Source organism: Streptomyces sp. SS1-1 (genome assembly GCF_008973465.1).
Classification (GTDB): Bacteria; Actinomycetota; Actinomycetes; order Streptomycetales; family Streptomycetaceae; genus Streptomyces.
On the sequence record NZ_WBXN01000004.1, the window covers coordinates 1,236,097 to 1,256,339 of the forward strand.

Below are 20,243 nucleotides of genomic sequence, written 5' to 3' on the forward strand. Positions count from 1 at the left end.
ATCCGCGGTTACGCGTGGGGGGTCTTCGCGGGATCCGAGGGTGCGGGGCCCGCCTTCACGACCTCGCCGATGACGATGACGGCGGGCGGCTTCACCTCGTGCTCGATCACCGCGGCGCCGGCCGTGGCGAGCGTCGCGTCGACCCGGCGCTGCCCGGCCGTGGTGCCCTCCTGGACCAGGGCCACCGGGGTGTCCGGGGACTTGCCGTGCGCGATGAGCGTCTCGGCGACCTTGGCGAGGGTGCCGACGCCCATGAGGATCACCAGCGTGCCGGTGAGCTTCGCGAGCGACGGCCAGTCCACCAGGGACCGCTCGTCGTCGGGGGCTACATGGCCGCTGACCACGGTGAACTCGTGGGCGACGCCCCGGTGCGTCACCGGGATGCCGGCGGCGCCCGGCACGGAGATCGAGCTGGAGATGCCGGGCACGACCGTGCACGGGATGCCGGCCTCCGCGAGCGCGATGACCTCCTCCATGCCACGGCCGTAGACGAACGGGTCGCCGCCCTTGAGCCGCACCACCGACCTGCCCTGCCGGGCGTGCTCGATCAGCGCCTCGTTGATGGCCTCCTGGGCCATGAACCTGCCGTACGGCAGCTTCGCCGCGTCGATCACCTCGACGCTCGGCGGCAGTTCGGCGAGGAGGCCGCGCGGGCCGAGGTGGTCGGCGATGACCACGTCCGCCTCGGCCAGCAGCCGGCGGCCGCGCACGGTGATCAGGTCCGGGTCGCCGGGGCCGCCGCCGACGAGGGCGACACCGGGCTTGCGGGTGCGGTGGTGCGGGGCGACCAGGGTGCCGTCGCGCAGGCCCTCGACGACCGCGTCCCGGACGGCGGCGGTGTGCCGGGGGTCGCGGCCGCGTGCGTCGGTGGTGAGGACGGCGACGGTGACACCCTCGCTGTGGCCGGTGGCCGGCGTCCAGGCCGTCGCCGCGTCGGCGTCGTCGGAGCGGACGCACCACACGCGGTGCCGTTCGGCCTCGGCGGAGGCGGCCGTGTTGGCCTCCGGGTCGCTGGTGGCGATCAGGGCGTACCAGGCGTCCGCGAGGTCGCCCTCCTCGTAGCGGCGCCGGTGCCAGGCGATCTCCCCCGCGTCCGCCATCGCCTCGACCGACGGGGTCGCCTCCGGGGACACCAGCCGGATGTCGGCGCCCGCCGCGACGAGCGCCGGGAGGCGGCGCTGGGCGACCTGGCCACCGCCGAGGACGACGACCCGGCGACCGGTGAGGCGCAGGCCTACGGGATAGGCGGGGTGTTCGGCCATGAGGGTGCGGCTCCCTTGGGGCTGGGGGCGGGACGGTGCCCTGACGTGCGGATTTTATGCTGCGGACGCCGGCGGCGGTACGGGTGTCCGAGGGCTGGGCGCCCTCGCGCGCACATGCCGGGGACCCGGAGCGCACGGCTCCGGGTCCCCGGGCACACGACTACTTCTCGGTGACTCCCGCCGAGTCGAACGTCGCGACCTCGTGCATCGCCCGGGCCGTGCTCTGGACCAGCGGGAGGGCCAGAAGCGCGCCCGTGCCCTCGCCGAGCCGCAGGTCGAGGTCGACCAGGGGGCGCAGACCCAGCTTGTTCAGGGCGGCCACATGCCCGGGTTCGGCGCTGCGGTGACCCGCGATGCAGGCGGCCAGGACCTCGGGGGCGATCGCGCGGGCCACCAGGGCGGCGGCGCCGGCGCTCACGCCGTCGAGGATCACCGGCGTGCGCAGGGAGGCGCCGCCGAGCAGCAGACCGACCAGCGCGGCGTGCTCCAGACCGCCGATCGCGGCGAGGACTCCGATCGGGTCGGCCGGGTCGGGCTGGTGGAATTCCAGGGCGCGCCGGACGACCTCGGTCTTGCGGGCCAGCGTCTCGTCGTTGATGCCGGTGCCGCGGCCGGTGACCTCGGCCGGGTCGGTGCCGGTGTAGAGGGAGATCAGCGCGGCGGACGCGGTGGTGTTGGCGATGCCCATCTCACCGGTCAGCAGCGCCTTGTTGCCGGCCGCCACCAGGTCGCGGGCGGTCTCGATGCCGACCTCGATGGCCTGCTTGGCCTCCTCGCGGGTCATCGCGGGGCCGGTCGTCATGTCGGCGGTGCCGGCGCGGACCTTGCGGGGCAGCAGGCCCGGGGTGGCCGGGAGGTCGGCGGCCACGCCCACGTCGACGACGCAGACCTCGGCGCCGACCTGGGCGGCGAAGGCGTTGCAGACGGCGCCGCCGCCGAGGAAGTTGGCCACCATCTGGGTCGTGACCTCCTGCGGCCACGGGGTGACGCCCTGGGCGTGCACACCATGGTCACCGGCGAAGATCGCGACGGCCGCGGGCTCCGGGATCGGGGGCGGGCACTGCCGCGACAGACCCGACAGCTGGGCGGAGATGATCTCCAGCATGCCGAGCGCGCCGGCCGGCTTGGTCATGCGCTTCTGCCGCTCCCACGCCTCGCCGAGCGCCTTGGCGTCCAGCGGGCGGATCTGGGAGACGGTCTCGGCGAGCAGGTCGTGCGGCTCCTCGCCGGGCAGGGCGCGGCGGCCGTACGTCTCCTCGTGGACGACCCAGGACAGCGGGCGGCGCTTGGACCAGCCCGCCTGGAGCAGCTCGGGCTCGTCCGGGAACTCGTCGACGTACCCGACGCACAGGTAGGCGATGACCTCCAGGTGCTCGGGCAGGCCGAGGGCGCGGACCATCTCGCGCTCGTCGAAGAAGCTGACCCAGCCGACGCCGAGGCCCTCGGCGCGGGCGGCGAGCCAGAGGTTCTCGACGGCGAGGGCGGCGGAGTACGGCGCCATCTGCGGCTGGGTGTGCCGGCCGAGGGTGTGGCGGCCGCCGCGGGTGGGGTCGGCGGTGACGACGATGTTCACCGGGGTGTCGAGGATGGCCTCGATCTTCAGTTCCTTGAACTGCTTCGCACGGCCCTTGGGCAGCGACTTGGCGTACGCCTCGCGCTGGCGCATGGCCAGTTCGTGCATGGTGCGCCGGGTCTCCGACGAGCGGATGACGACGAAGTCCCAGGGCTGGGAGTGGCCGACGGAGGGCGCCGTGTGGGCGGCCTCCAGGACCCGGAGGAGCACCTCGTGCGGGATGGGGTCGCTGCGGAAGCCGTTGCGGATGTCGCGGCGCTCGCGCATCACCTTGAGGACGGCCTCGCGCTCGGCGTCGTCGTACGCGGGTGCGGCGGGGCCGCCGGGCCGCTGCGGCTCCTCCTGGGCCGGGGCGTCCTGCGCCTCGTCCGCCGGCGCCTCCTCGTCGGCGGCCCGGGTGTCCAGGTCGTCGGCGTGCTGGACGAGCCCGGGGTCGGCCTCGCGGGGGGCGGGCACCTCGGCGGCGGGCGCCGGGGGCTCCTCGGTGGGGAGGACGAGCGGCTGGGGCGGGGTGGGCGCGAGGTGCGGGGTGGTCGGCACGGTGCCCTCGACCGGGACGAACTGGCCGAGGGGCTGGCCCGCCGCGGGCTCCTGGGGGACGGCACCGGGCATCACGGCCACGGCGTCGTCGGGCCCGGCGGCCGGACTGAGCTGCGGGCCCGCCGGTTCGGCGACGTACTGCTCGGCCGCGTACTGCTCGGCGGCGTACTGCTCGAGCGTCACCGGCTCGGGGGCGGCGGCCGCCGCGAGCGGGTCGACTGCTTCGGCGGGGACGGCCTCGGGGGTCTCGGGCAGCGGCTGCCCGGCCGGGGCCGCCACGGCGTCGGGCTGCTGGGCCGGCTGCTCGGCCGGGGCGGGCTCGCTCGGTGGCACGGGGGCCTCCTCGGCGGCGGGGGCCTGGACGGCCGGTTCGGGGACCGCGACGGCTTCCGGCTCGGGCTGCTCCGGTACGGCGGTGGCGGCGGCCTGCGGCTCGGCCGGTTCGGGTGCGTCCGGAACGTCCGGTACGTCGGCGGGGGTGGCCTCGGGAGCCGGGGCCTGGGGCGGGAGCACCTGGGCGGGCTCGGGGGCGTGCGCCTCGGCGTGCGACTCGGCCACGGGCTCCGGGACGTGCGCGGGGACGGGCTCGAGGGTGTGGGCCGGTTCGGGCTGGGGCTGTGCCTCGGGGGCCTCGGCGCCGGGGACTTCGACGGTCCCCGGGGCGGCCTCGGGGGCCTCGGCGACCGGGGCCTGGGCTTCCTGCACGGGGGCGTCCTGCACCGGGGCGTGCTGCTCGGCCGGCACCGCGTCGGCGACGGCCGGGGCCTGCTCGGGCCCCACGGCCTCCGGCAGGACGGCCTCGGGCGTGACGGCCTCGGGGGCCGGCGCCTCGGCGACGGGCGCGACCTCGGGGGCCGGCATCCCGGCGCTCCGCGGGACCTCGGGAGCCTCGGCAACCTCGGGAGCGGCCGGGGGCTGCGCGGGCTCACCGGGCCGCGCGTCCTGCGGGGCGGCGGCGACGGCCTGGGGCTCGACGGTGTCCTGGGGCTCGGCGGTGTCCTGCGGGACCCCGCCGGTGGGAGCGGCAGCGGCCTCGTGCGCGACCGGCGCCGGGGCACCCGCCTGGCCGGGGAGGGCGGCCGCGGCGTGCTCGGGCGACGGCTCGGGGGCGCCGTACGTCTCGTCCTGTGCGACGGGCGCCTGGGCCTCGGCGGCCTGCGCGACCGCACCGGCCTCCTGCGTCTGCGCGACGCCCGAGACGGCACCGGCCTCCGTGTCGACGCGCGCGACGACCGCCTGCGCGGCGCCGACGGGCTCGGCGACCGGGACAACCGTTTCGGCAGCCTGGGCCTCGGTGCCGACCGGCGCGGGGGCGGGCGCCCCCCAGGCGGCGGCCTGCGCCGGGGCCTGCGCCTCGGCGTGCTCGGGGACGGCCGGGCCCGGCTGCCGGGCCGGCATGCCGACGGCACCCCGGTCGGCCAGCGAACGGACCGGGCTCGCGGAGGCGTCCGGGATCGGCGGGCCCAGGTGCAGGGGGCGCCGGGGGGTGATCGGCGGGATCGGCGTCGTGGGGGCCGTGGGCACCGAGGGCCCGGGCAGCCGTACGCCGGTGAGGTCGACGGAGCCGCTGTCGCGGCCGTAGAGCTCGTGCGCGTCGGGCTCGTGCACGGCCTCGACGACCGGCTCCGGCGCGGGCGGGGCGACCTCGTTGCCCCAGGCGCCCTGGGAACCGGGCAGGAGCAGGTCTTCTTCCTCGGCGGGAGTCTCGGAGAGGTAGCTGTACGCATCCGGCGCCGCGGGGACGCCCGGCTGCTCCACCATGCCTGCGCTCTCCGGCAGTCCCTCGCCCGGGACCTGGCCGGTGTCGGTCATGCGTACCCCTCGCCCATCGGTTAGTGCTTCCACGTCCTGCTCACCGGGGACGGCGCACCGACCGCCCCCGCTATGAAGAACGAGCGTCCGAGCCCAGCGGCACGAACGACCCGCCCAAAAAAGGCGACAAAGCCATTGAGTGGCATTGTCCTGGCCGTTCGGCCGTCGCGACAGGCTGATCCGCGACGGGCCGCTGTGGACTGCGCCACGTTGCGCGTCCTCCGGTTTCGCCGTACCACACCCGCCCCGAACCGGGAGCGTTTTTCCGGACATTGGCCGACGAACTGCCGGGCGCCCGCATGCGGTACGACAGTCGGCCAGCCTACCGCGAGCGGTACGACAACAGGATCACGGGGATGGTCGGACGGTCACACCGAGCGATCGGGCAGTACCCCGCTGAGCAGGAACGCGACGCTCCGTTCGCGCTCCGTCCAAGCCCGCGTGTCGAGTTCGACGGACTGCAGCAGGGCGCACTCGACGTCGTAACCGTGCTCCGTGAGGCCGCGGCCGATGAGTTCGGCGGCGTCGCGGGTCGCGGCGTGGGTGACGATGCGCTGCGGGCGCCGGTCGGCCACGGCGGAGACGACGGCCGCTCCCCCGCCGCCGACGCGGACGACGTCCGGCTCGGGGAGGTCCTCCAGGACGTGCGGGGCGGTGCCGTGGACGATCTGGGTCTGGACGCCGAAGGCGCGCGCGTTGGCCTCGGTGCGCTCGCACGCGCGCGGGTCGCTGTCGACGGCGATGACGGCCGCGCCGGCCCGTGCGGCCTCGGTGGCGAAGGCGCCGCTGCCGCAGCCGATGTCCCAGACGAGGTCGCCGACGCGGGGGCCGAGCCGGGCGAGCTGGGCGGCGCGCAGCGGTTCGAGCTCGCCCTCGCCCATGAGGCCGCCGTAGGACTGGGCGGGCAGGGTCCAGCCCCGCGGTCCGGTGGACGGGTCGCGGCCCGCGATCCAGCCGAGGCCGTCGGGCGCGGGGGCGGTGCCGCCGGCGACGATCACGACGTTGGGGTCGCGCCAGGTGTGGTCGGCGGCCTTGTCGGAGGTGACGACGGTGACCTGCTCGCGGTCGGTGCCCAGTTCCTCGCAGATCACGAAGGTGCGGTGGACGCCTTCCAGGAGCAGGCCGAGTTCGGCGGGGCCGGCGCCGGGCGAGGTCAGCACGGCGACCTTGGTGTGGGCGCGGCACACATTCACCGCGCGTCGCAGGGTGCGTGGATGTGCCACGACCACCTGTGCGTCGTCCCAGGGCATCCCGGCGCGGGCGAAGGCCGAGGCGACGGAGGAGACGGCGGGGACGACCTCGACCTCGAGGCCGAACTCGGGGGCGCGCAGGGTGCGTACGACGCCGAAGAAGCCGGGGTCGCCGTCGGCGAGCACGACCGCGGTGCCACGGTGACCCGCGATGCGGCGGGCGGCGAGGGCGACGCTGCCCAGGCGGATGCGCTCGGCGGCGGGCGGCACCTCGGGGAGCGCCAGATGGTGGGCGGCGCCGGCCACGAGGGTGGCCGCACCGAGGGCGGAGCGTGCCGCGGCGGTCAGCGGCGAGCCGTCCCAGCCGATCACCGTGACGCGGTCGGCCATCGTCGTCAGTCTCCTGGGTGCGCGCAGGTCGTCATGGGGAGCCCGAGGACCGGGCCTCGTGAGGGTACCTGGTCGCGGCGGGGCCGCCGCCGGGGCCCGGGGGGCGGGGTCGGGGTCAGTTCCACTCGCCGTAGGAGGTGAAGCCGCCGGATCCGGCCAGGTGGTCCCCGGCGCCGTCGAGGTCCTCGGGCAGGAGGCTCCAGACGATGAAGTCGGTGCGCACGTCGGTCCAGGTGCCGTCCTCGGTGCGCACGCGGGCTATGCAGGCGTTGCGCAGGACGCCTTCGCTGATGCAGCCGATCTTCTGGGCGACCTGCTGGGAGGCGGTGTTGTCGGCGGCCGTGCGCAGCTCGATGCGCTCGAACTTCTGGTCGGCGAACAGCCATTGGGCGGTGGCGAGGGCGGCTTCGGAGGCGTAGCCCTCGCCGCGGGCCCAGGGGGCGACGATGTAGGAGAGTTCGGTGGCGCGTACGTGCCAGTTGGTCTTGGCGAGTTGGACGATGCCGACCAGGCGCTGGGTGAGGAACTCGGTGACGGCGAGGTCGAGTCCGCGGCCTGCCTCCCGTTCGGCGGGGGCGAACTCGGTGATCCAGGTGCGGGCGCGGTCCTCGGTGAACGGCTGGGGCACGTTCGTCCAGGCGCCGACCTGTTCGTCGTTCATCATCTCGGCGAGTGCGGGCACGTCGTCCTCGTCGAGGGGACGCAGCACCAACCGCTCCGTGCTGATGGAGATGGTGGGGAAGGTGCCAGTCATGCGCCGCTCCGTAACCGTCGGAAATGCCTTCAGGGCCTGCGAACTGCCCAGCATGCAGCATGAAAGCACTTCACGCACCACGGGGTCCGCACCCGGTGAAGGCGCGGACCCCGTGGTGGGCGATACGCGTCGAACGCCCCGTCAGATGACGGGTGGTCGGCTCAGAACGCGGCGACGACGGCGCCGTCGTACTTGTCCTCGATGAACTTCTTGACCTCGGGCGAGGTGAGCAGCTTCGCGAGCTTCTCGACGCGCGGGTCGTCCTCGTTGCCCTTCTTCACGGCGAGGAAGTTGCCGTACGGGTTGTCCTTCGGGGACTCGGCGGCGAGGGCGTCCTTGGCGGGGCTGAGGTCGGCCTCGAGCGCGTAGTTGCCGTTGATCACGGCGGCGTCGACGTCGGCGAGGGAGCGGGGCAGCTGGGCGGCCTCCAGCTCCTTGAAGTTCAGGTTCTTCGGGTTGGAGGCGACGTCCTTGGGGGTCGCCTCGTAGCCGACGCCCGCCTTGAGCTCGATCAGGCCGTTGGCCTCCAGCAGCTTGAGCGCGCGGGCCTCGTTGGTGGTGTCGTTCGGGAGGGCGACGGTGGCGCCCTTCTTCAGGTCCGCGAGCTTCTTGACGCCCTTGGAGTAGACGCCGAGGGGCTCCAGGTGCACCGTGGCGTTCGGCACGGCGACGATGTCGGTGCCGTTCTTCTTGTTGAAGTCGTCCAGGTACGGCTTGTGCTGGAAGTAGTTGGCGTCGACCTCGCCCTGCTGGACGGCCGTGTTCGGCGTCACGTAGTCGGTGAACTCCTTGACCTCGAGTTCGAGGCCGGCCTTCTTCGCGAGGTTGTCCTTGATGTAGGTGAGGATCTCGCCCTGCGGGGTCGGCGTGGCGGCGACCTTCAGCGGGGCGTTCGCGTCGGAGGCGGAGTCGTTGTCCGAGCCGCAGGCGGAGAGTCCGAGGGTGAGGGCTCCGACGGCGAGGGCGGCGGTGGTGATCTTGGCGGTGTTACGCACGAAAAGTGCCTTTCCTAGGGGTGGTGCGACCCCGGCATGGGTGCCCGGGGAGTTCGGGGGGTGTGCGAGCGGGATCTAGACGGTCTCGCTCGTGGCGGTGGTGGCCTTCAGCAGGCGCAGCTTCGGCGCGGGTCCGGAGCGGCCGCCACGGTGGTGCAGGGAGCGGGCCGCGTAGTCGCCGGCGGCCTGGATGACGGAGATGACGACGGCGAGGATCGCCACCGTGATCCACATCAGTTCGCTCTCGAAGCGCTGGAAGCCGTAGCGGATGGCGATGTCGCCGAGGCCGCCGGCGCCGACCGTGCCGGCCATGGCCGAGTAGCCGATGAGGGCGACGATCGTGGTCGTGGTGCTGGCGATGAGGGACGGCAGCGACTCGGGGACGAGGACCTTGCGGACCACGGTCCAGGTGTTGCCGCCCATCGCCTGCACGGCCTCGACGAGTCCGCCGTCCACCTCGCGGACGGCCGTCTCGACCAGGCGTGCGAAGAACGGGATGGCGCCGATGGCGAGCGGCACGATGGCGGCCTCGCGGCCGATGGTCGTGCCGGTGACCCAGCGGGTGAAGCTCATCAGGGCCACCATCAGGATGATGAAGGGCATCGAGCGGGCGACGTTCACGATCTGCCCGATGACCTTGTTGGCGAGGACGTTCTGGAGGAGTCCGCCGCGGTCGGTGAGGACGAGCAGGATGCCGAGCGGGAGTCCGCCGGCCACCGCGATGAGGGTGGACCAGCCGACCATGTAGAGGGTGTCCCAACACGCCTGCTCCAGCAGGGGCTGCATCTCGGACCAGGTCACGACCGGGCACCTTCCTTCAGCAGTACGGGCTCCTGGCCCAGGACGTCGATCTGGAGTCCCTGTTCGCGCAGGAAGCCGATCGGCACGACGTTGTCCTCGTAGCGGCCGGGCAGTTCGATGCGCATCCGGCCGACCTGGAGGCCGCCGACGGTGTCGATGGCGGCGCCCAGGATCGATATGTCGATGTTGTAGGTGCGCGAGAGCTGGGAGATGACCGGCTGGGTGGCGGCCTCGCCGTGGAAGGTGACGTCGACGACGGTGCGGTCGTCGGCGGAGGCCTCGCCGCCCACCGGGAAGAGGGCGGAGGCCAGTTCGGAGCCGGGGGTGGCGAGCAGTTCGCCGACGGTGCCGGACTCGACGATCCGGCCGCGCTCCATCAGGGCGGCGGAGTCGCAGATCGACTTCACGACGTCCATCTCGTGGGTGATGAGCAGGACGGTCAGGCCCAGCTGCCGGTTGAGGTCGCGCAGCAGCTGGAGGATCGAGCGGGTGGTCTCCGGGTCGAGGGCGCTGGTGGCCTCGTCGGAGAGCAGCACCTTGGGGTCGCCGGCCAGGGCGCGGGCGATGCCGACGCGCTGCTTCTGGCCGCCGGAGAGCTGGGCGGGGTAGGACTTCGCCTTGTCGGCGAGGCCGACGAGGTCGAGCAGTTCCAGCGCCTTGGCGGAACGTTCCTTCCCCGACTTGCCGAGGATCTCGAGCGGCAGCTCGACGTTGTCCTGGACGGTCCGCGAGGACAGCAGGTTGAAGTGCTGGAAGACCATGCCGATCCGGCTGCGCGCCCGCCGCAGCTCCTTGCCGGCCCGGGGGCCGCGTCCGGCCAGGGCGGTGAGGTCCTGACCGGCGACGGTCACGGTGCCGGAGGTGGGGCGTTCGAGCAGGTTGACGCAGCGGATGAGCGAGGACTTGCCGGCGCCGGACTGGCCGATGACGCCGTACACCTCGCCCTCGCGGACATGCAGGTCGACGCCGTCGAGGGCGGTGACCTCTCGGCCGCGCGAGCGGTAGACCTTGGTGAGGCCCGAAGTGGTGATCACTGGAGTTCCGTCACTGTCGAGTGCGCGGCGCGTCGTGGTCGCCGGGCACGGGGCATACGTGGTCGAAGGCAGCCGGACGCAGCACGGTTCCGTGCAAGGGGGAACGCGGAGAACGTGTGCGCGGGGGCGTGGCTCAGTCCTGGAACCCGGGGCGGGCGGACCTGAGCGGGCTCGCTTCGGGGCGCGAGGCTCGGATGGTGCGGGGGCCCTCTAGAAGGCGCACATTCGACACATACAACGAGCACCGGGCGTCAGGGGCGCCTCGGTCGCGGGAATGCGGCTGCTCGTGGTGGTCATGCGATCAGTAAAGCAGACGTATGGTCCTTACCGGCCGCCGCCGTCCGCATGGTGGACAGCGGCGGACAGGGTCAGACGCGGGCCGAGATCTCCACGAACCCGTCGCCGGCCAGCGCGGACAAGGCCGACAGGTCCTTCACGACGAGGTCGGCGTCGAGCTCGTCGGCCCGGTGGGTTGTGGTCAACGCCACGGTGGTCATACCGGCGGCCCGGCCGGCCGCGAGACCCGCGGGGGCGTCCTCGAAGACGACGCAGCCGGCCGGGTCGACGCCCAGCTCACGGGCGGCGAGCAGATAGGGCTCGGGGTCGGGCTTGCCGCGCGTGATGTCGTCGGCGGTCACCATCGTCTTGGGCAGGATGCCGACGGCGTCGAGCCGGGCCTCGGCGAGCCGGCGGGTGGCGGAGGTGACGACGGCCCAGCGGTCGGCGGGCAGCGCGTCGAGGAGGGCCCGGGTGCCGGGCAGCAGGTGGACGCCGTCGTTCGGGACGTCCTCGACCTCCAGCGCCTCGATCCGGGCGAGCGCCTCGGGGACGCGTGCCGCGGGCAGCAGGTCGGCGACTATCTCGACGGCCGGGCGGCCGTGCAGCTCGATCCCGCCGAACGCCTCCGTGACGCCGTACTCCGCGGCCCAGCGCGTCCAGCAGCGGTCCACGGAGGCGAGGGAGGAGACGAGGGTGCCGTCGTTGTCGAACAGGAGGGCTTGTGCACGGATCTTCATGCCCCCGACCCTACGGCCGCTGTCCGGGGGCGGCCGCATCAGGCCTTTTGGCCCGTAATAGGCTCACCGGCATGTTCGCTGCCCTGATGCTGGTGACCGGTGTCGCCGCGCTGCTGCTCGCCGCGTGGTGCGGCTGGGCCGCCTCCCGTGACCAGCCGACGAAGGACTGGCACTTCATCGGCATGGCCGTCGTGACGGTGCTGGCGCTGGTGCAGCTGATCGTCGGGATCGTGCTGCTGGCGCGGGGCGAGAAGCCGGAGCAGGGCACGACGATCTTCGTGGCGTATCTGCTGGGCGCGTTCGCGTGCGTGCCGGCGGCGGGCTTCATGTCGCTGGCGGAGCGCTCCAAGTGGGGCTCGGTCACGGTCGCCGCGGGCGGCGTGGTGCTGGCCGTGCTGGAGGTGCGGCTCTATGACATCTGGGGAGGCTGAGATGGCCACGACCGAGGAAAGGCCGGCCCGTCTGATCAGCGGGCCCGGCGTGCTGCTGGTCTGGCTGTACGGGGTGATGGTGGTCGGCGCGGTGTCGCGCTCGGCGTACCAGATCGCGACGGACTTCGGCCGGGCCCCGCTCGCCTACACGCTGTCGGCGGTGGCCGGTGTGGTGTACGGCTTCATCACGTACACGCTGGTGCGGGGCGGGGAGCGGGCCCGCAGGGCGGCGCTGGTGTGCTGCGCCGCCGAGCTCGTGGGCGTCCTCGTCGTCGGCACCTGGACCCTGGTGGAGCCCTCGGCGTTCCCCGACGCGACGGTCTGGTCCGACTACGGCATGGGCTATCTCTTCATCCCGGTGCTGCTGCCGCTGTCGGCCCTGTACTGGCTCCGCGGGGCCCGCGCCGTCACGCCGTAGTGGCGAAGGCGCCCGCCTCCTTCTCCAGGACGATCATCGGGACGCCGTCGGCGCCCTGGGCGGTGCCGACCGTGGCGTAGCCGACCTTGCGGTAGAGGCGGAGGTTGCCCTCGCTGCGGTGGCCGGCCTCCAGACGGAACCGCTTCGCGCCGCGCTGCTCGGCGAGGGCGGCCTCGGCCGCCCGCAGCAGACGGGCGCCGATGCCGTGGCCCTGGAGACGGGGGTGGACGCAGAGCTTGCCGATGGCGGCTGCGCCGTCCTCGGTGACATGGCCGCGGACCGAGCCGACGACCTCCTCGCCGAGGCGGGCCACGAAGACGCAGTCCGCGGCGACCTCGGCCCGGACCGAGTCCAGGCTCTGGATCAGCGGGGCGATGCGGTAGTTGCCGTACAGCGCGGCTTCGCTCTGGAAGCACAGGTACTGCAGCCTGAAGATCTGCTCAGCGTCCTGCTCGGTCGCCGCAGAGATGGTCACGCTCATGCCCATGTGCGCACGCCTCCCGCTCACCTGATCACCGGTAGTCCCTCACTCCTATCCCCGCGCACCGCGGGCCGCAACCTCCGGCGCGAGCAATCGCCGGAGACATCCCAGGCATCTGGAACGTTCCGGGCCGAGACTGCCCTGTGAGATACCCAACTCCCCCGCGATCTCGCGGTAGGTCGGGTCGTGCGGGGAGAGCAGCGCCTCCAGCAGACGGGGGCACCGGCCGGGCAGCCGGCGGACCGCGTCGCGCAGGGCGCGGCGGTGGGCGGCGGCGAGCGCCAGGCCCTCGGGGTCGTGCCGGTCGGCGTCGGCGGCGGGCTCGCGCTCGTAGGGCCGTTCGTGCCGGGCCGTACGGCGGCTGCGGCGGGACTCCGCGCGGACGGCGCGGCGCAGCCAGGCGTGCGGGTCGGCGGGCGGGCCGTCGGCGTCGAGGTGTTCCAGGAGGCGCAGCCACACCGCCTGTTCCAGGTCGGCGGGCTCGGCCCCGGAGGCGGAGGCCTCGGCCCGGGCCTCGGCGGCGAGCAGTGGGCGCAGGGTGGTCACCAGGTCGTCCCTCATGTGCGGCACGACGCGGCCGGCCGGGCGCGGGGTTGCCCGGCCGGCCGCGGCTCACCCCAACCGGGGCCCGCGCCTCAGCGGTTGACGAGGTCCTGGCGGGCGAGCAGGCCGGTGTCGGGGTTGTCGGTGAAGACGCCGTCGATCCCGGTTGCGAAGTACACGCGGTAGGCGCCGAAGACGTCGCCGTAGGCGTCCGGGTCGGTGCCCTTGCGGAACTCGGCGGGCAGGAAGGGGTTCTCGTTGCGCATCGTGTAGGGGTGCAGGAGGAGACCGGCCCTGTGCGCGTCCCGGACCAGGGTGGTCGGGCTGGTCAGCCTGCCGGCGGCGTCCTTGGGGATGACCAGGTCCAGGGTGGGGCCGATGCCCTGGGCGTAGGAGGCGATCTCCCGCAGCCCGGCCGGGGTGATCAGGTCGGCGGTGGTGCGCGGGTCGCCCGTCGTCTCGAAGTCCCAGGGGCGGGTGTCCGCGCCGGAGAGCAGGACGACGAGCGGGTTGCCGACGAGCCGGTCCATGCGCCGGATGCTGGTGGGCTCGAAGGACTGGAGGATGACGGGCGAGTCCTCGCGGTCCTTGCCGTGCCGGCGCAGCACCTTGGCGACCCGCTCCTCCAGGCCGAGTCCCTGTTCACGGAAGTAGGTGGGGTGCTTGAGCTCGGGGTAGATCCAGACCTGGCGGCCCTTCTTCCGGGTCTGCTCGTCCTGCCAGGCGAGGACCTCCTCGAAGGTGGGGATCTCCCAGCGCCCGTCGTAGAGGGTGTTGTGCGGGCGGTTGGCCGGGATGCGCTCGGTCGCCCGCAGGGTCTTCAGCTCGGCCAGCGTGAAGTCCTCGGTGAACCAGCCGGTCGTGGGCACTCCGTCGAGCGACTTGGTCTTCCGGCGGCCCGCGAACTCGGGGTGGTTCGCGACATCGGTGGTGCCGCCGATCTCCGGTTCGTGCCGGCAGACGAGGTGCCCGTCGCGGGTGGGGACGAGGTCGCCGGCCTCGACGATGTCGGCGCCGAGGTCGAGGGCCAGCTGGTAGGAGCCGAGGGTGTGCTCGGGCCGGTAGCCGCTGGCGCCGCGGTGCCCGATGATCGTCGGCTTCGGCAGGCTCTTCAGACCACGGCCGTGCCCGTCGCCCCCGTGTCCCCCGCCCCCGTGCCCGCCGCCGGCGGCGGCCGCCTGACCGGAGAGCCCGAGGACGCCTCCCGCCCCGAGTACGGCCGCGCCGAGAAGAGTCCGCCGTCCGGTGGTGGCGGTCTGCTCGTTGTCCTGGGTTCCCATGAGCGCCCTTCCTGCCTCGATGCGTCGGTGCGGGCCGATCGTAGGTGCGCGTGCATGACAGATGGGAGACCCCTGGCCGAACACGCCGGTGACACCGGATGGCGTGTGGGGGCGGCGAGGTGACGGAGCATCGGATTCGCCACGCCCGGACGGGGAACCCGGGATGCGTCGCCCGAGCGACGTCCGTCACACCGTTGCGGCCGCGTTACGGCACACCGGCGCCGCGTCACCGCAGGTGAACGCAGGTCAACGGCGAGTAAGACCTGGGTGAAGTCGGCGTACCCGATGTGCGGGATCGCGGTCACCGCGAGTATCGTCCTCACCTGCACAGACACAGATGAATCCCTTGACACCGGAGGGCCCGTTGTCCCGCTTCGCGCTCATCAAGGCAGTGCTCGGACCGATCATGCGCCTGATGTTCCGCCCACAGGTGGAGGGCGCGGAGCACATCCCGGGCGACGGCCCGGTCATCCTGGCCGGCAACCACCTCACGTTCATCGACTCGATGATCCTTCCGCTGGTGTGCGACCGGCAGGTCTACTTCATCGGCAAGGACGAGTACGTCACCGGCAAGGGCTTCAAGGGCCGCCTCATGGCCTGGTTCTTCACGGGCGTCGGCATGATCCCGGTGGACCGCGACGGCGGCCGGGGCGGCGTCGCCGCGCTGATGACCGGGCGCCGGATCCTGGAGGAGGGCAAGGTCTTCGGCATCTACCCCGAGGGCACCCGCTCCCCCGACGGGCGCCTGTACCGGGGCCGCACCGGCATCGCCCGCCTCACGCTGATGACGGGCGCGCCGGTCGTGCCGTTCGCCATGATCGGCACGGACAAGATCCAGCCGAACGGCGCCGGCATGCCCCGCCCGGGCAAGGTGACCGTGCGCTTCGGCGAGGCGATGGAGTTCTCCCGGTACGAGGGGATGGACCGCGACCGCTATGTGCTGCGCGCGGTGACCGACTCCGTGATGGCCGAGGTCATGCGGCTGTCCGGCCAGGAGTACGTGGACATGTACGCCAGCAAGGCCAAGGAAGCGGCCTGACCCTCGTGGCTCAGCGGGACGCCGTGTCGTCCAGCCGCTGACCGCGCAGCAGGAACCAGGCCGCCACCGCCGCCGCCAGCAGGACGGCCGCTCCGGCGCCCGCCGCCAGGGCGAGGCCGTCGACGAAGGCGCCGCGGGCCGCGTCCAGCATCGCCTCGGAGGTCCGGGCGGGCAGGCCCGCCGCCGCCTCCACCGCGCCGCCGAGGGACTCGTGGGCCTCGGCCGGGGTGCCGGCCGGGCCGGTGAAGCCCCGGTAGACGCCGGTGACGATCGAGCCGAGCACCGCGATACCGAGGGCGGCGCCGAGTTCGTACGCCGTCTCCGACACCGCCGACGCGGCGCCCGCCTGCTCCTTCGGTACGGAGGACAGGATCACGTCGGACGTCACGGTGAAGGAGAAGCCCGCGCCGACGCCCACCACGAGGAGGGCCGCCCCCAGCAGGGGGTAGCCCGTGCCGGCGTCGATCACCGTGAGCACGGCGAGCGCCACGCCGATCGACGCGAGGCCGGCCGAGACGACGGCCCGGACCGAGAAGCGGCGGGCCGCCCGGCCCGCGACCAGACCGGCGACCACCGCGCCGATCGCGGCGGGCAGTTCGGCCAGACCCGCTTCGAGCGGTCCCCTGCCCTGCACCAGCTGGAGGAACTGCGACAGGAAGAACACCAGCCCGGACAGGCCGAGGATGGTGAGCAGGTCGGCCAGGACCGCGCCGCTGAAGCCCCGGTGGCGGAACAGCCGCATGTCGAGCAGCGGCGCCGGCAGGGTGAACTGGCGCCGGACGAAGCCGTACAGGGCGCCCGCGCCCGCGAGGCCCGCGGCGAGCGTGAGCCAGGTGAAGCCGTGCGCGGCGGCCTCCTTGACCGCGTAGACGACACCGACCATGCCGAGCAGGGACAGCAGGACGCTGGGCAGGTCCCAGGGGCCCGGGGCCGGGTCGCGGGACTCGGGCAGCAGCCGGATGCCGACGAGGACCAGGACCACCATCACGGGCAGGTTGATCAGGAAGACCGATCCCCACCAGAAGTGTTCGAGCAGGAATCCGCCGGCTATCGGGCCGACGGCGGTGCCCGCGGAGGCCGTGGCGCCCCAGATGCCGATGGCGAGGCTGCGCTCGCGCGGGTCGTGGAAGAGGTTGCGGATGAGGGCGAGGGTCGCCGGCATCAGGGTGGCGCCCGCGACGCCGAGCAGGGCCCGGGCGGCGATCAGCATCTCGGGGCTCGTGGCGTAGGCGTTGAGGACGGACAGCGCGCCGAACGCCGTGGCGCCGACGAGCAGGATCCGCTTGCGGCCGATGCGGTCGCCGAGGCTGCCCATCGACACGAGCAGGCCCGCGATCACGAACGAGTAGACGTCGCCGATCCACAGGAGCTGGGTGCCGGAGGGCTTGAGGTCCTCGCTGATGTAGGGCGTCGCGAGAGCGAGGACGGTCGCGTCGACGGCCACCAGCAGCACGGCGAGGACGAGGACGGACAGCGCGAGCCAACGGCCCGGGCGCGCGGTCACCGCCTCGGTCGTCTCCGCCGGCCGCAGGGTGCTGGTCATGATTCCTCTCTCCGGAGCGCGCCGCCGAGCAGCAGCCCGACGATCATGTGGTGGAAGTCCCGGGGGGCTCCCTTGCCGCTCTGCACCATCCAGGCGCCGGAGGCCATCAGGCCGAACAGCGCCTCGGTGAGCCAGGCCGGGGTCAGGTCGATGCGGAACTCCCCGGCGAGCTGGCCGCGCCGGAACAGGGCGGAGATGCGCTCGTCGATCGCGGTCCAGCCGGGGTTGACGTCCTCGCCCTCGTAGAGCTGGTTCTCGGTGTAGAGGAAGGCGAGGAGTCCCGCGGCGGGCTCGATCGCGTGGACGAGCCGGCGTACGGCGTCGGACGCGGGGCCGCTGTCGAGGCCGGCCGCGTCCAGCGCGGCCTCGCACTCGGCGATGCCCAGCGCCTCCAGGGCGCGGACGAGCGCGTCACGGCCCGTGAACTGCCGGTGCAGGGTGGCGCGACTGATCCCGGCGGCCTTGGCGACCTCGTCCATGGTCGCGGTGGCCTTGCGGGTCAGCAGGGCGGCGGCACTGCGCAGCACGTGTTCACGATCGACAGCCATGATACGAGAGTAACCCATGTGAGACAGTGATGTCTCATCCAGGGCATGCGCCGCTCATCACCGGGGACGAGGGCGTAAGAAGATCAGTGCCAGGGCAGGCGGGCGCGCGTCTCCCAGTACGCGGCCGGCTCCTCCGCGAGGTCCGTGAGCCGGGCCAGCCGCTCCTCGTCCAGGTCGACCACGGCGGCGTGCAGGTTGGACGCCAGCTGCGCGGTGGTCGCGGCGCCGGACAGGACGACACCGGCCCACGGCTGGCGCAGGACGAACGCGAGGGCGACCGCGTCGCAGCCCTGGGAGGTCTCGGCGGCCACGGCCCGCAGCGCCTCGGGCGCGGCCGGGCCGGCGAGCCGCCCGTTGGCCATGCCCTCCTTGACGATCACCGTCAGCCCGGCGTCGTGCGCCTCGGCGAGAGCCGGTCCCACCGAGGTCTCCAGGACGTTGTACGTCGACTGGACGGTACGGAAGAGGGGTTCGCCGTCGACCGTCACGGCGAGGGCGGCGCGCACGGCGTCCGCCTGGGCCGGGCCGCTCGTGGAGAACCCGATGGTCACGCCCTCGGCGGCGGTCTCGGCGAGCCGCGCGTGCAGCTCCTTGTCGGTGAGCGCGGGGCTGTCCGGGGTGACCGAGTGGATCTGGTAGAGGTCGAGGCGGTCACCGAGCAGCGCTGCGGTCTCGGCGCGCTGGCGCTCGAAGGTGACCAGGCCGTGGTCCTTGACCTCGTGCCGCTCGGCGTCCGTCGTCCAGTCCGCGGTGTAGGTGTAGCCCCACTTGCTGCCGACGACGACGTCGTCGACGTCGGGGCGGGCGGCGAGCCAGGACGCGAGGAACTCCTCCGAACGGCCGTAGGAGCGGGCGGCGTCGACATAGCGCACGCCCTGGGCGTAGGCGGCGTCGAGAAGTTCATGGGTGCGGGCGCGCAGCGCCTCGACGCTGCGGTCGGCTCCGAGGTCCTCGTCCCGGCCGAGGTTGATGTAGCCGGGGCGGCCGACGGCGGCGAGGCCGAGTCCGATGTGGCAGGTCGGGGTCGTCGCTGTCGCCAGTCGGGCGAAGGGCATCGCGGGCTCCGTTCGGTCGGCTCGTACCGCTGCCCGACCAACGTAACCCGCGACGCCCCGGCCCACGGGGCGGGCCTCAGCCGTTCTTGGCCGTGGCCCAGGTGTGCTGGGCCGCCACGTCGGCCTTGACCTCGGCGAGCTGGACGGCGACCGCGCTCGGGGCGGTGCCGCCGCGGCCGTTGCGGGAGGCCAGGGCCCCGGGCACGTTCAGCACGGTCCGCACCTCGGGCGTCAGATGCGCGGAGATCTTCGCGAACTGGTCGTCCGTCAGCTCGTCGAGCTCCTTGCCCTCGGCCTCGGCGGCCTTCACGCACTCACCGGCGACCTCGTGGGCGACCCGGAAGGGTACGCCCTGCTTGACCAGCCACTCGGCGATGTCGGTGGCCAGGGAGAAGCCGGCCGGGGCCAGTTCCTCCATGCGCTCACGGTTGACCGTGAGGGTGGCCATCATGCCGGTGAAGGCGGGGAGCAGGACCTCCAGCTGGTCGCAGGAGTCGAACACCGGCTCCTTGTCCTCCTGCAGGTCCCGGTTGTAGGCCAGCGGGAGCGCCTTGAGCGTGGCCATCAGACCCGTGAGGTTGCCGATCAGACGGCCGCTCTTGCCCCGGGCGAGTTCGGCGATGTCCGGGTTCTTCTTCTGCGGCATGATCGACGAGCCCGTGGAGAAGGCGTCGTGCAGGGTCACGAAGGAGAACTCCTTCGTGTTCCAGATGATGACCTCCTCGGCGATCCGGGAGAGGTTCACGCCGATCATCGCGGTGATGAAGGCGAACTCGGCGGCGAAGTCACGGGAGGCCGTGCCGTCGATGGAGTTGCCGGCCGACCCGTGCTCGAAGCCGAGGTCCTTGGCCACCGCCTCCGGGTCCAGACCGAGCGAGGAGCCCGCGAGCGCGCCCGAGCCGTACGGCGAGACGGCCGTCCGCTCGTCCCACTGCCGCAGCCGTTCGGCGTCCCGGGACAGGGACTGGACGTGGGCGAGGACGTGGTGGGCGAAGAGCACCGGCTGGGCGTGCTGGAGGTGGGTGCGGCCGGGCATCGCCACGTCCGGGTGCGCTTCGGCGAGCCCGATCAGCGCGTCCTGGAGGTCGGCGATCAGACCGCCGATGATCCGGGCGTGGTCGCGCAGGTACATCCGGAAGAGGGTGGCGACCTGGTCGTTGCGGGACCGGCCCGCGCGCAGCTTGCCGCCGAGGTCGGGGCCGAGCCGCTCCAGCAGGCCCCGCTCCAGGGCCGTGTGCACGTCCTCGTCGGCGACCGTGCCCGTGAACGAGCCGTCGGCGACGTCCGCCTCCAGCTGGTCGAGGCCGGCGAGCATCCGGGTCAGCTCGTCCTCGGTGAGCAGCCCCGCCGTGTGGAGCACGCGCGCGTGCGCACGGGACCCGGCGATGTCGTAGGGCGCCAGCCGCCAGTCGAAGTGGACGGAGGCGGACAGCTTGGCCAGGGCCTCGGCGGGACCGTCGGCGAAACGGCCGCCCCAGAGCCGGACGTCACCGCTGTTGCTGCTCACTCGCTGTGCTCCTCGGGGGTCTGGGTGTGGC

18 protein-coding genes are annotated in these 20,243 nt (G+C 73.3%); 3 read left to right on the forward strand and 15 right to left on the reverse strand.

Going from position 1 to position 20,243, the window contains the following annotated elements; all coding sequences use genetic code 11:
• Positions 1-8 precede the first annotated feature (8 nt).
• From cobA to F8R89_RS06785, 8 genes are all read right to left on the reverse strand, one after another.
• Positions 9-1,262, reverse strand: a complete 1,254-nt coding sequence (gene cobA, locus F8R89_RS06750) for a uroporphyrinogen-III C-methyltransferase (protein ID WP_151783099.1) — start codon at positions 1,260-1,262, stop codon at positions 9-11.
• A gap of 160 nt (positions 1,263-1,422) precedes the next feature.
• Entirely contained in the window at positions 1,423-5,187 is a 3,765-nt protein-coding gene (gene cobT / locus F8R89_RS06755) for a nicotinate-nucleotide--dimethylbenzimidazole phosphoribosyltransferase (protein ID WP_151783100.1), read from the reverse strand.
• 368 nt (positions 5,188-5,555) lie between these two features.
• Complete coding sequence (cbiE, locus tag F8R89_RS06760) at positions 5,556-6,767, reverse strand: precorrin-6y C5,15-methyltransferase (decarboxylating) subunit CbiE (RefSeq protein WP_151783101.1); 1,212 nt, start codon at positions 6,765-6,767, stop codon at positions 5,556-5,558.
• Positions 6,768-6,882: 115 nt separating this feature from the next.
• The gene (locus F8R89_RS06765; protein WP_151783102.1) at positions 6,883-7,521 is read right to left on the reverse strand and encodes a GNAT family N-acetyltransferase; all 639 of its coding nucleotides are present in this window, start codon (positions 7,519-7,521) and stop codon (positions 6,883-6,885) included.
• A 161-nt stretch (positions 7,522-7,682) separates the two neighbouring features.
• A complete protein-coding gene (locus tag F8R89_RS06770; RefSeq protein WP_151783103.1) occupies positions 7,683-8,516 on the reverse strand; it encodes a MetQ/NlpA family ABC transporter substrate-binding protein in 834 nt (277 codons plus the stop codon).
• 75 nt (positions 8,517-8,591) lie between these two features.
• Positions 8,592-9,317 (reverse strand): methionine ABC transporter permease, encoded by a 726-nt coding sequence (locus F8R89_RS06775; protein WP_151783104.1) that lies wholly within the window; start codon positions 9,315-9,317, stop codon positions 8,592-8,594.
• The gene (locus tag F8R89_RS06780) at positions 9,314-10,351 is read right to left on the reverse strand and encodes a methionine ABC transporter ATP-binding protein (protein WP_151783105.1); all 1,038 of its coding nucleotides are present in this window, start codon (positions 10,349-10,351) and stop codon (positions 9,314-9,316) included. The genes F8R89_RS06775 and F8R89_RS06780 overlap by 4 nt, the downstream gene beginning before the upstream one ends.
• Positions 10,352-10,719: 368 nt before the next feature.
• Entirely contained in the window at positions 10,720-11,367 is a 648-nt protein-coding gene (locus tag F8R89_RS06785; protein ID WP_151783106.1) for an HAD-IA family hydrolase, read from the reverse strand.
• 71 nt (positions 11,368-11,438) lie between these two features.
• On the opposite strand from F8R89_RS06785, the gene F8R89_RS06790 reads away from it, so the two are divergent.
• Positions 11,439-11,798, forward strand: coding sequence for a hypothetical protein (locus tag F8R89_RS06790; RefSeq protein WP_151783107.1), 360 nt, complete (start codon positions 11,439-11,441; stop codon positions 11,796-11,798).
• A 1-nt stretch (position 11,799) separates the two neighbouring features.
• Entirely contained in the window at positions 11,800-12,216 is a 417-nt protein-coding gene (locus tag F8R89_RS06795; protein ID WP_151783108.1) for a hypothetical protein, read from the forward strand.
• On the opposite strand, the gene F8R89_RS06800 is transcribed toward F8R89_RS06795, so the two are convergent.
• From F8R89_RS06800 to F8R89_RS06810, 3 genes are all read right to left on the reverse strand, one after another.
• Positions 12,206-12,703 (reverse strand): GNAT family N-acetyltransferase, encoded by a 498-nt coding sequence (locus F8R89_RS06800; RefSeq protein WP_151788015.1) that lies wholly within the window; start codon positions 12,701-12,703, stop codon positions 12,206-12,208. The two genes, F8R89_RS06795 and F8R89_RS06800, sit on opposite strands and share 11 nt — an antisense overlap.
• 45 nt (positions 12,704-12,748) lie before the next feature.
• A complete protein-coding gene (locus F8R89_RS06805; protein ID WP_151783109.1) occupies positions 12,749-13,258 on the reverse strand; it encodes an RNA polymerase sigma factor in 510 nt (169 codons plus the stop codon).
• Between the two features lie 74 nt (positions 13,259-13,332).
• Positions 13,333-14,520 (reverse strand): glycerophosphodiester phosphodiesterase, encoded by a 1,188-nt coding sequence (locus F8R89_RS06810; RefSeq protein ID WP_151783110.1) that lies wholly within the window; start codon positions 14,518-14,520, stop codon positions 13,333-13,335.
• A 364-nt stretch (positions 14,521-14,884) separates the two neighbouring features.
• Here F8R89_RS06810 and F8R89_RS06815 point away from each other — a divergent pair, with 364 nt between their 5' ends.
• Positions 14,885-15,559: a lysophospholipid acyltransferase family protein gene (locus tag F8R89_RS06815; RefSeq protein WP_151788016.1), complete on the forward strand. Its 675-nt coding sequence runs from the start codon at positions 14,885-14,887 to the stop codon at positions 15,557-15,559.
• A gap of 10 nt (positions 15,560-15,569) precedes the next feature.
• On the opposite strand, the gene F8R89_RS06820 is transcribed toward F8R89_RS06815, so the two are convergent.
• From F8R89_RS06820 to argH, 4 genes are all read right to left on the reverse strand, one after another.
• A complete protein-coding gene (locus F8R89_RS06820; RefSeq protein WP_151783111.1) occupies positions 15,570-17,102 on the reverse strand; it encodes an MFS transporter in 1,533 nt (510 codons plus the stop codon).
• Positions 17,099-17,650: a TetR/AcrR family transcriptional regulator gene (locus F8R89_RS06825; RefSeq protein ID WP_151783112.1), complete on the reverse strand. Its 552-nt coding sequence runs from the start codon at positions 17,648-17,650 to the stop codon at positions 17,099-17,101. The genes F8R89_RS06820 and F8R89_RS06825 overlap by 4 nt, the downstream gene beginning before the upstream one ends.
• A gap of 83 nt (positions 17,651-17,733) precedes the next feature.
• On the reverse strand, positions 17,734-18,705 hold the full coding sequence (locus F8R89_RS06830; RefSeq protein ID WP_151783113.1) for an aldo/keto reductase: 972 nt from the start codon (positions 18,703-18,705) through the stop codon (positions 17,734-17,736).
• A 76-nt stretch (positions 18,706-18,781) separates the two neighbouring features.
• On the reverse strand, positions 18,782-20,212 hold the full coding sequence (gene argH / locus F8R89_RS06835) for an argininosuccinate lyase (RefSeq protein WP_151783114.1): 1,431 nt from the start codon (positions 20,210-20,212) through the stop codon (positions 18,782-18,784).
• Positions 20,213-20,243 lie beyond the last annotated feature (31 nt).

What these genes read in the sequence shown, in the direction of transcription:
- F8R89_RS06765 (WP_151783102.1), bottom strand. Translation starts at nt 7,521, where the DNA reads ATGACTGGCACCTTCCCCACCATCTCCATCAGCACGGAGCGGTTGGTG.
- cobT (WP_151783100.1), bottom strand. Translation starts at nt 5,187, where the DNA reads ATGACCGACACCGGCCAGGTCCCGGGCGAGGGACTGCCGGAGAGCGCA.
- F8R89_RS06810 (WP_151783110.1), bottom strand. Translation starts at nt 14,520, where the DNA reads ATGGGAACCCAGGACAACGAGCAGACCGCCACCACCGGACGGCGGACT.
- F8R89_RS06830 (WP_151783113.1), bottom strand. Translation starts at nt 18,705, where the DNA reads ATGCCCTTCGCCCGACTGGCGACAGCGACGACCCCGACCTGCCACATC.
- F8R89_RS06785 (WP_151783106.1), bottom strand. Translation starts at nt 11,367, where the DNA reads ATGAAGATCCGTGCACAAGCCCTCCTGTTCGACAACGACGGCACCCTC.
- F8R89_RS06795 (WP_151783108.1), top strand. Translation starts at nt 11,800, where the DNA reads ATGGCCACGACCGAGGAAAGGCCGGCCCGTCTGATCAGCGGGCCCGGC.
- cobA (WP_151783099.1), bottom strand. Translation starts at nt 1,262, where the DNA reads ATGGCCGAACACCCCGCCTATCCCGTAGGCCTGCGCCTCACCGGTCGC.
- cbiE (WP_151783101.1), bottom strand. Translation starts at nt 6,767, where the DNA reads ATGGCCGACCGCGTCACGGTGATCGGCTGGGACGGCTCGCCGCTGACC.
- F8R89_RS06820 (WP_151783111.1), bottom strand. Translation starts at nt 17,102, where the DNA reads ATGACCAGCACCCTGCGGCCGGCGGAGACGACCGAGGCGGTGACCGCG.
- F8R89_RS06805 (WP_151783109.1), bottom strand. Translation starts at nt 13,258, where the DNA reads ATGAGGGACGACCTGGTGACCACCCTGCGCCCACTGCTCGCCGCCGAG.
- F8R89_RS06790 (WP_151783107.1), top strand. Translation starts at nt 11,439, where the DNA reads ATGTTCGCTGCCCTGATGCTGGTGACCGGTGTCGCCGCGCTGCTGCTC.
- F8R89_RS06800 (WP_151788015.1), bottom strand. Translation starts at nt 12,703, where the DNA reads ATGGGCATGAGCGTGACCATCTCTGCGGCGACCGAGCAGGACGCTGAG.
- F8R89_RS06825 (WP_151783112.1), bottom strand. Translation starts at nt 17,650, where the DNA reads ATGGCTGTCGATCGTGAACACGTGCTGCGCAGTGCCGCCGCCCTGCTG.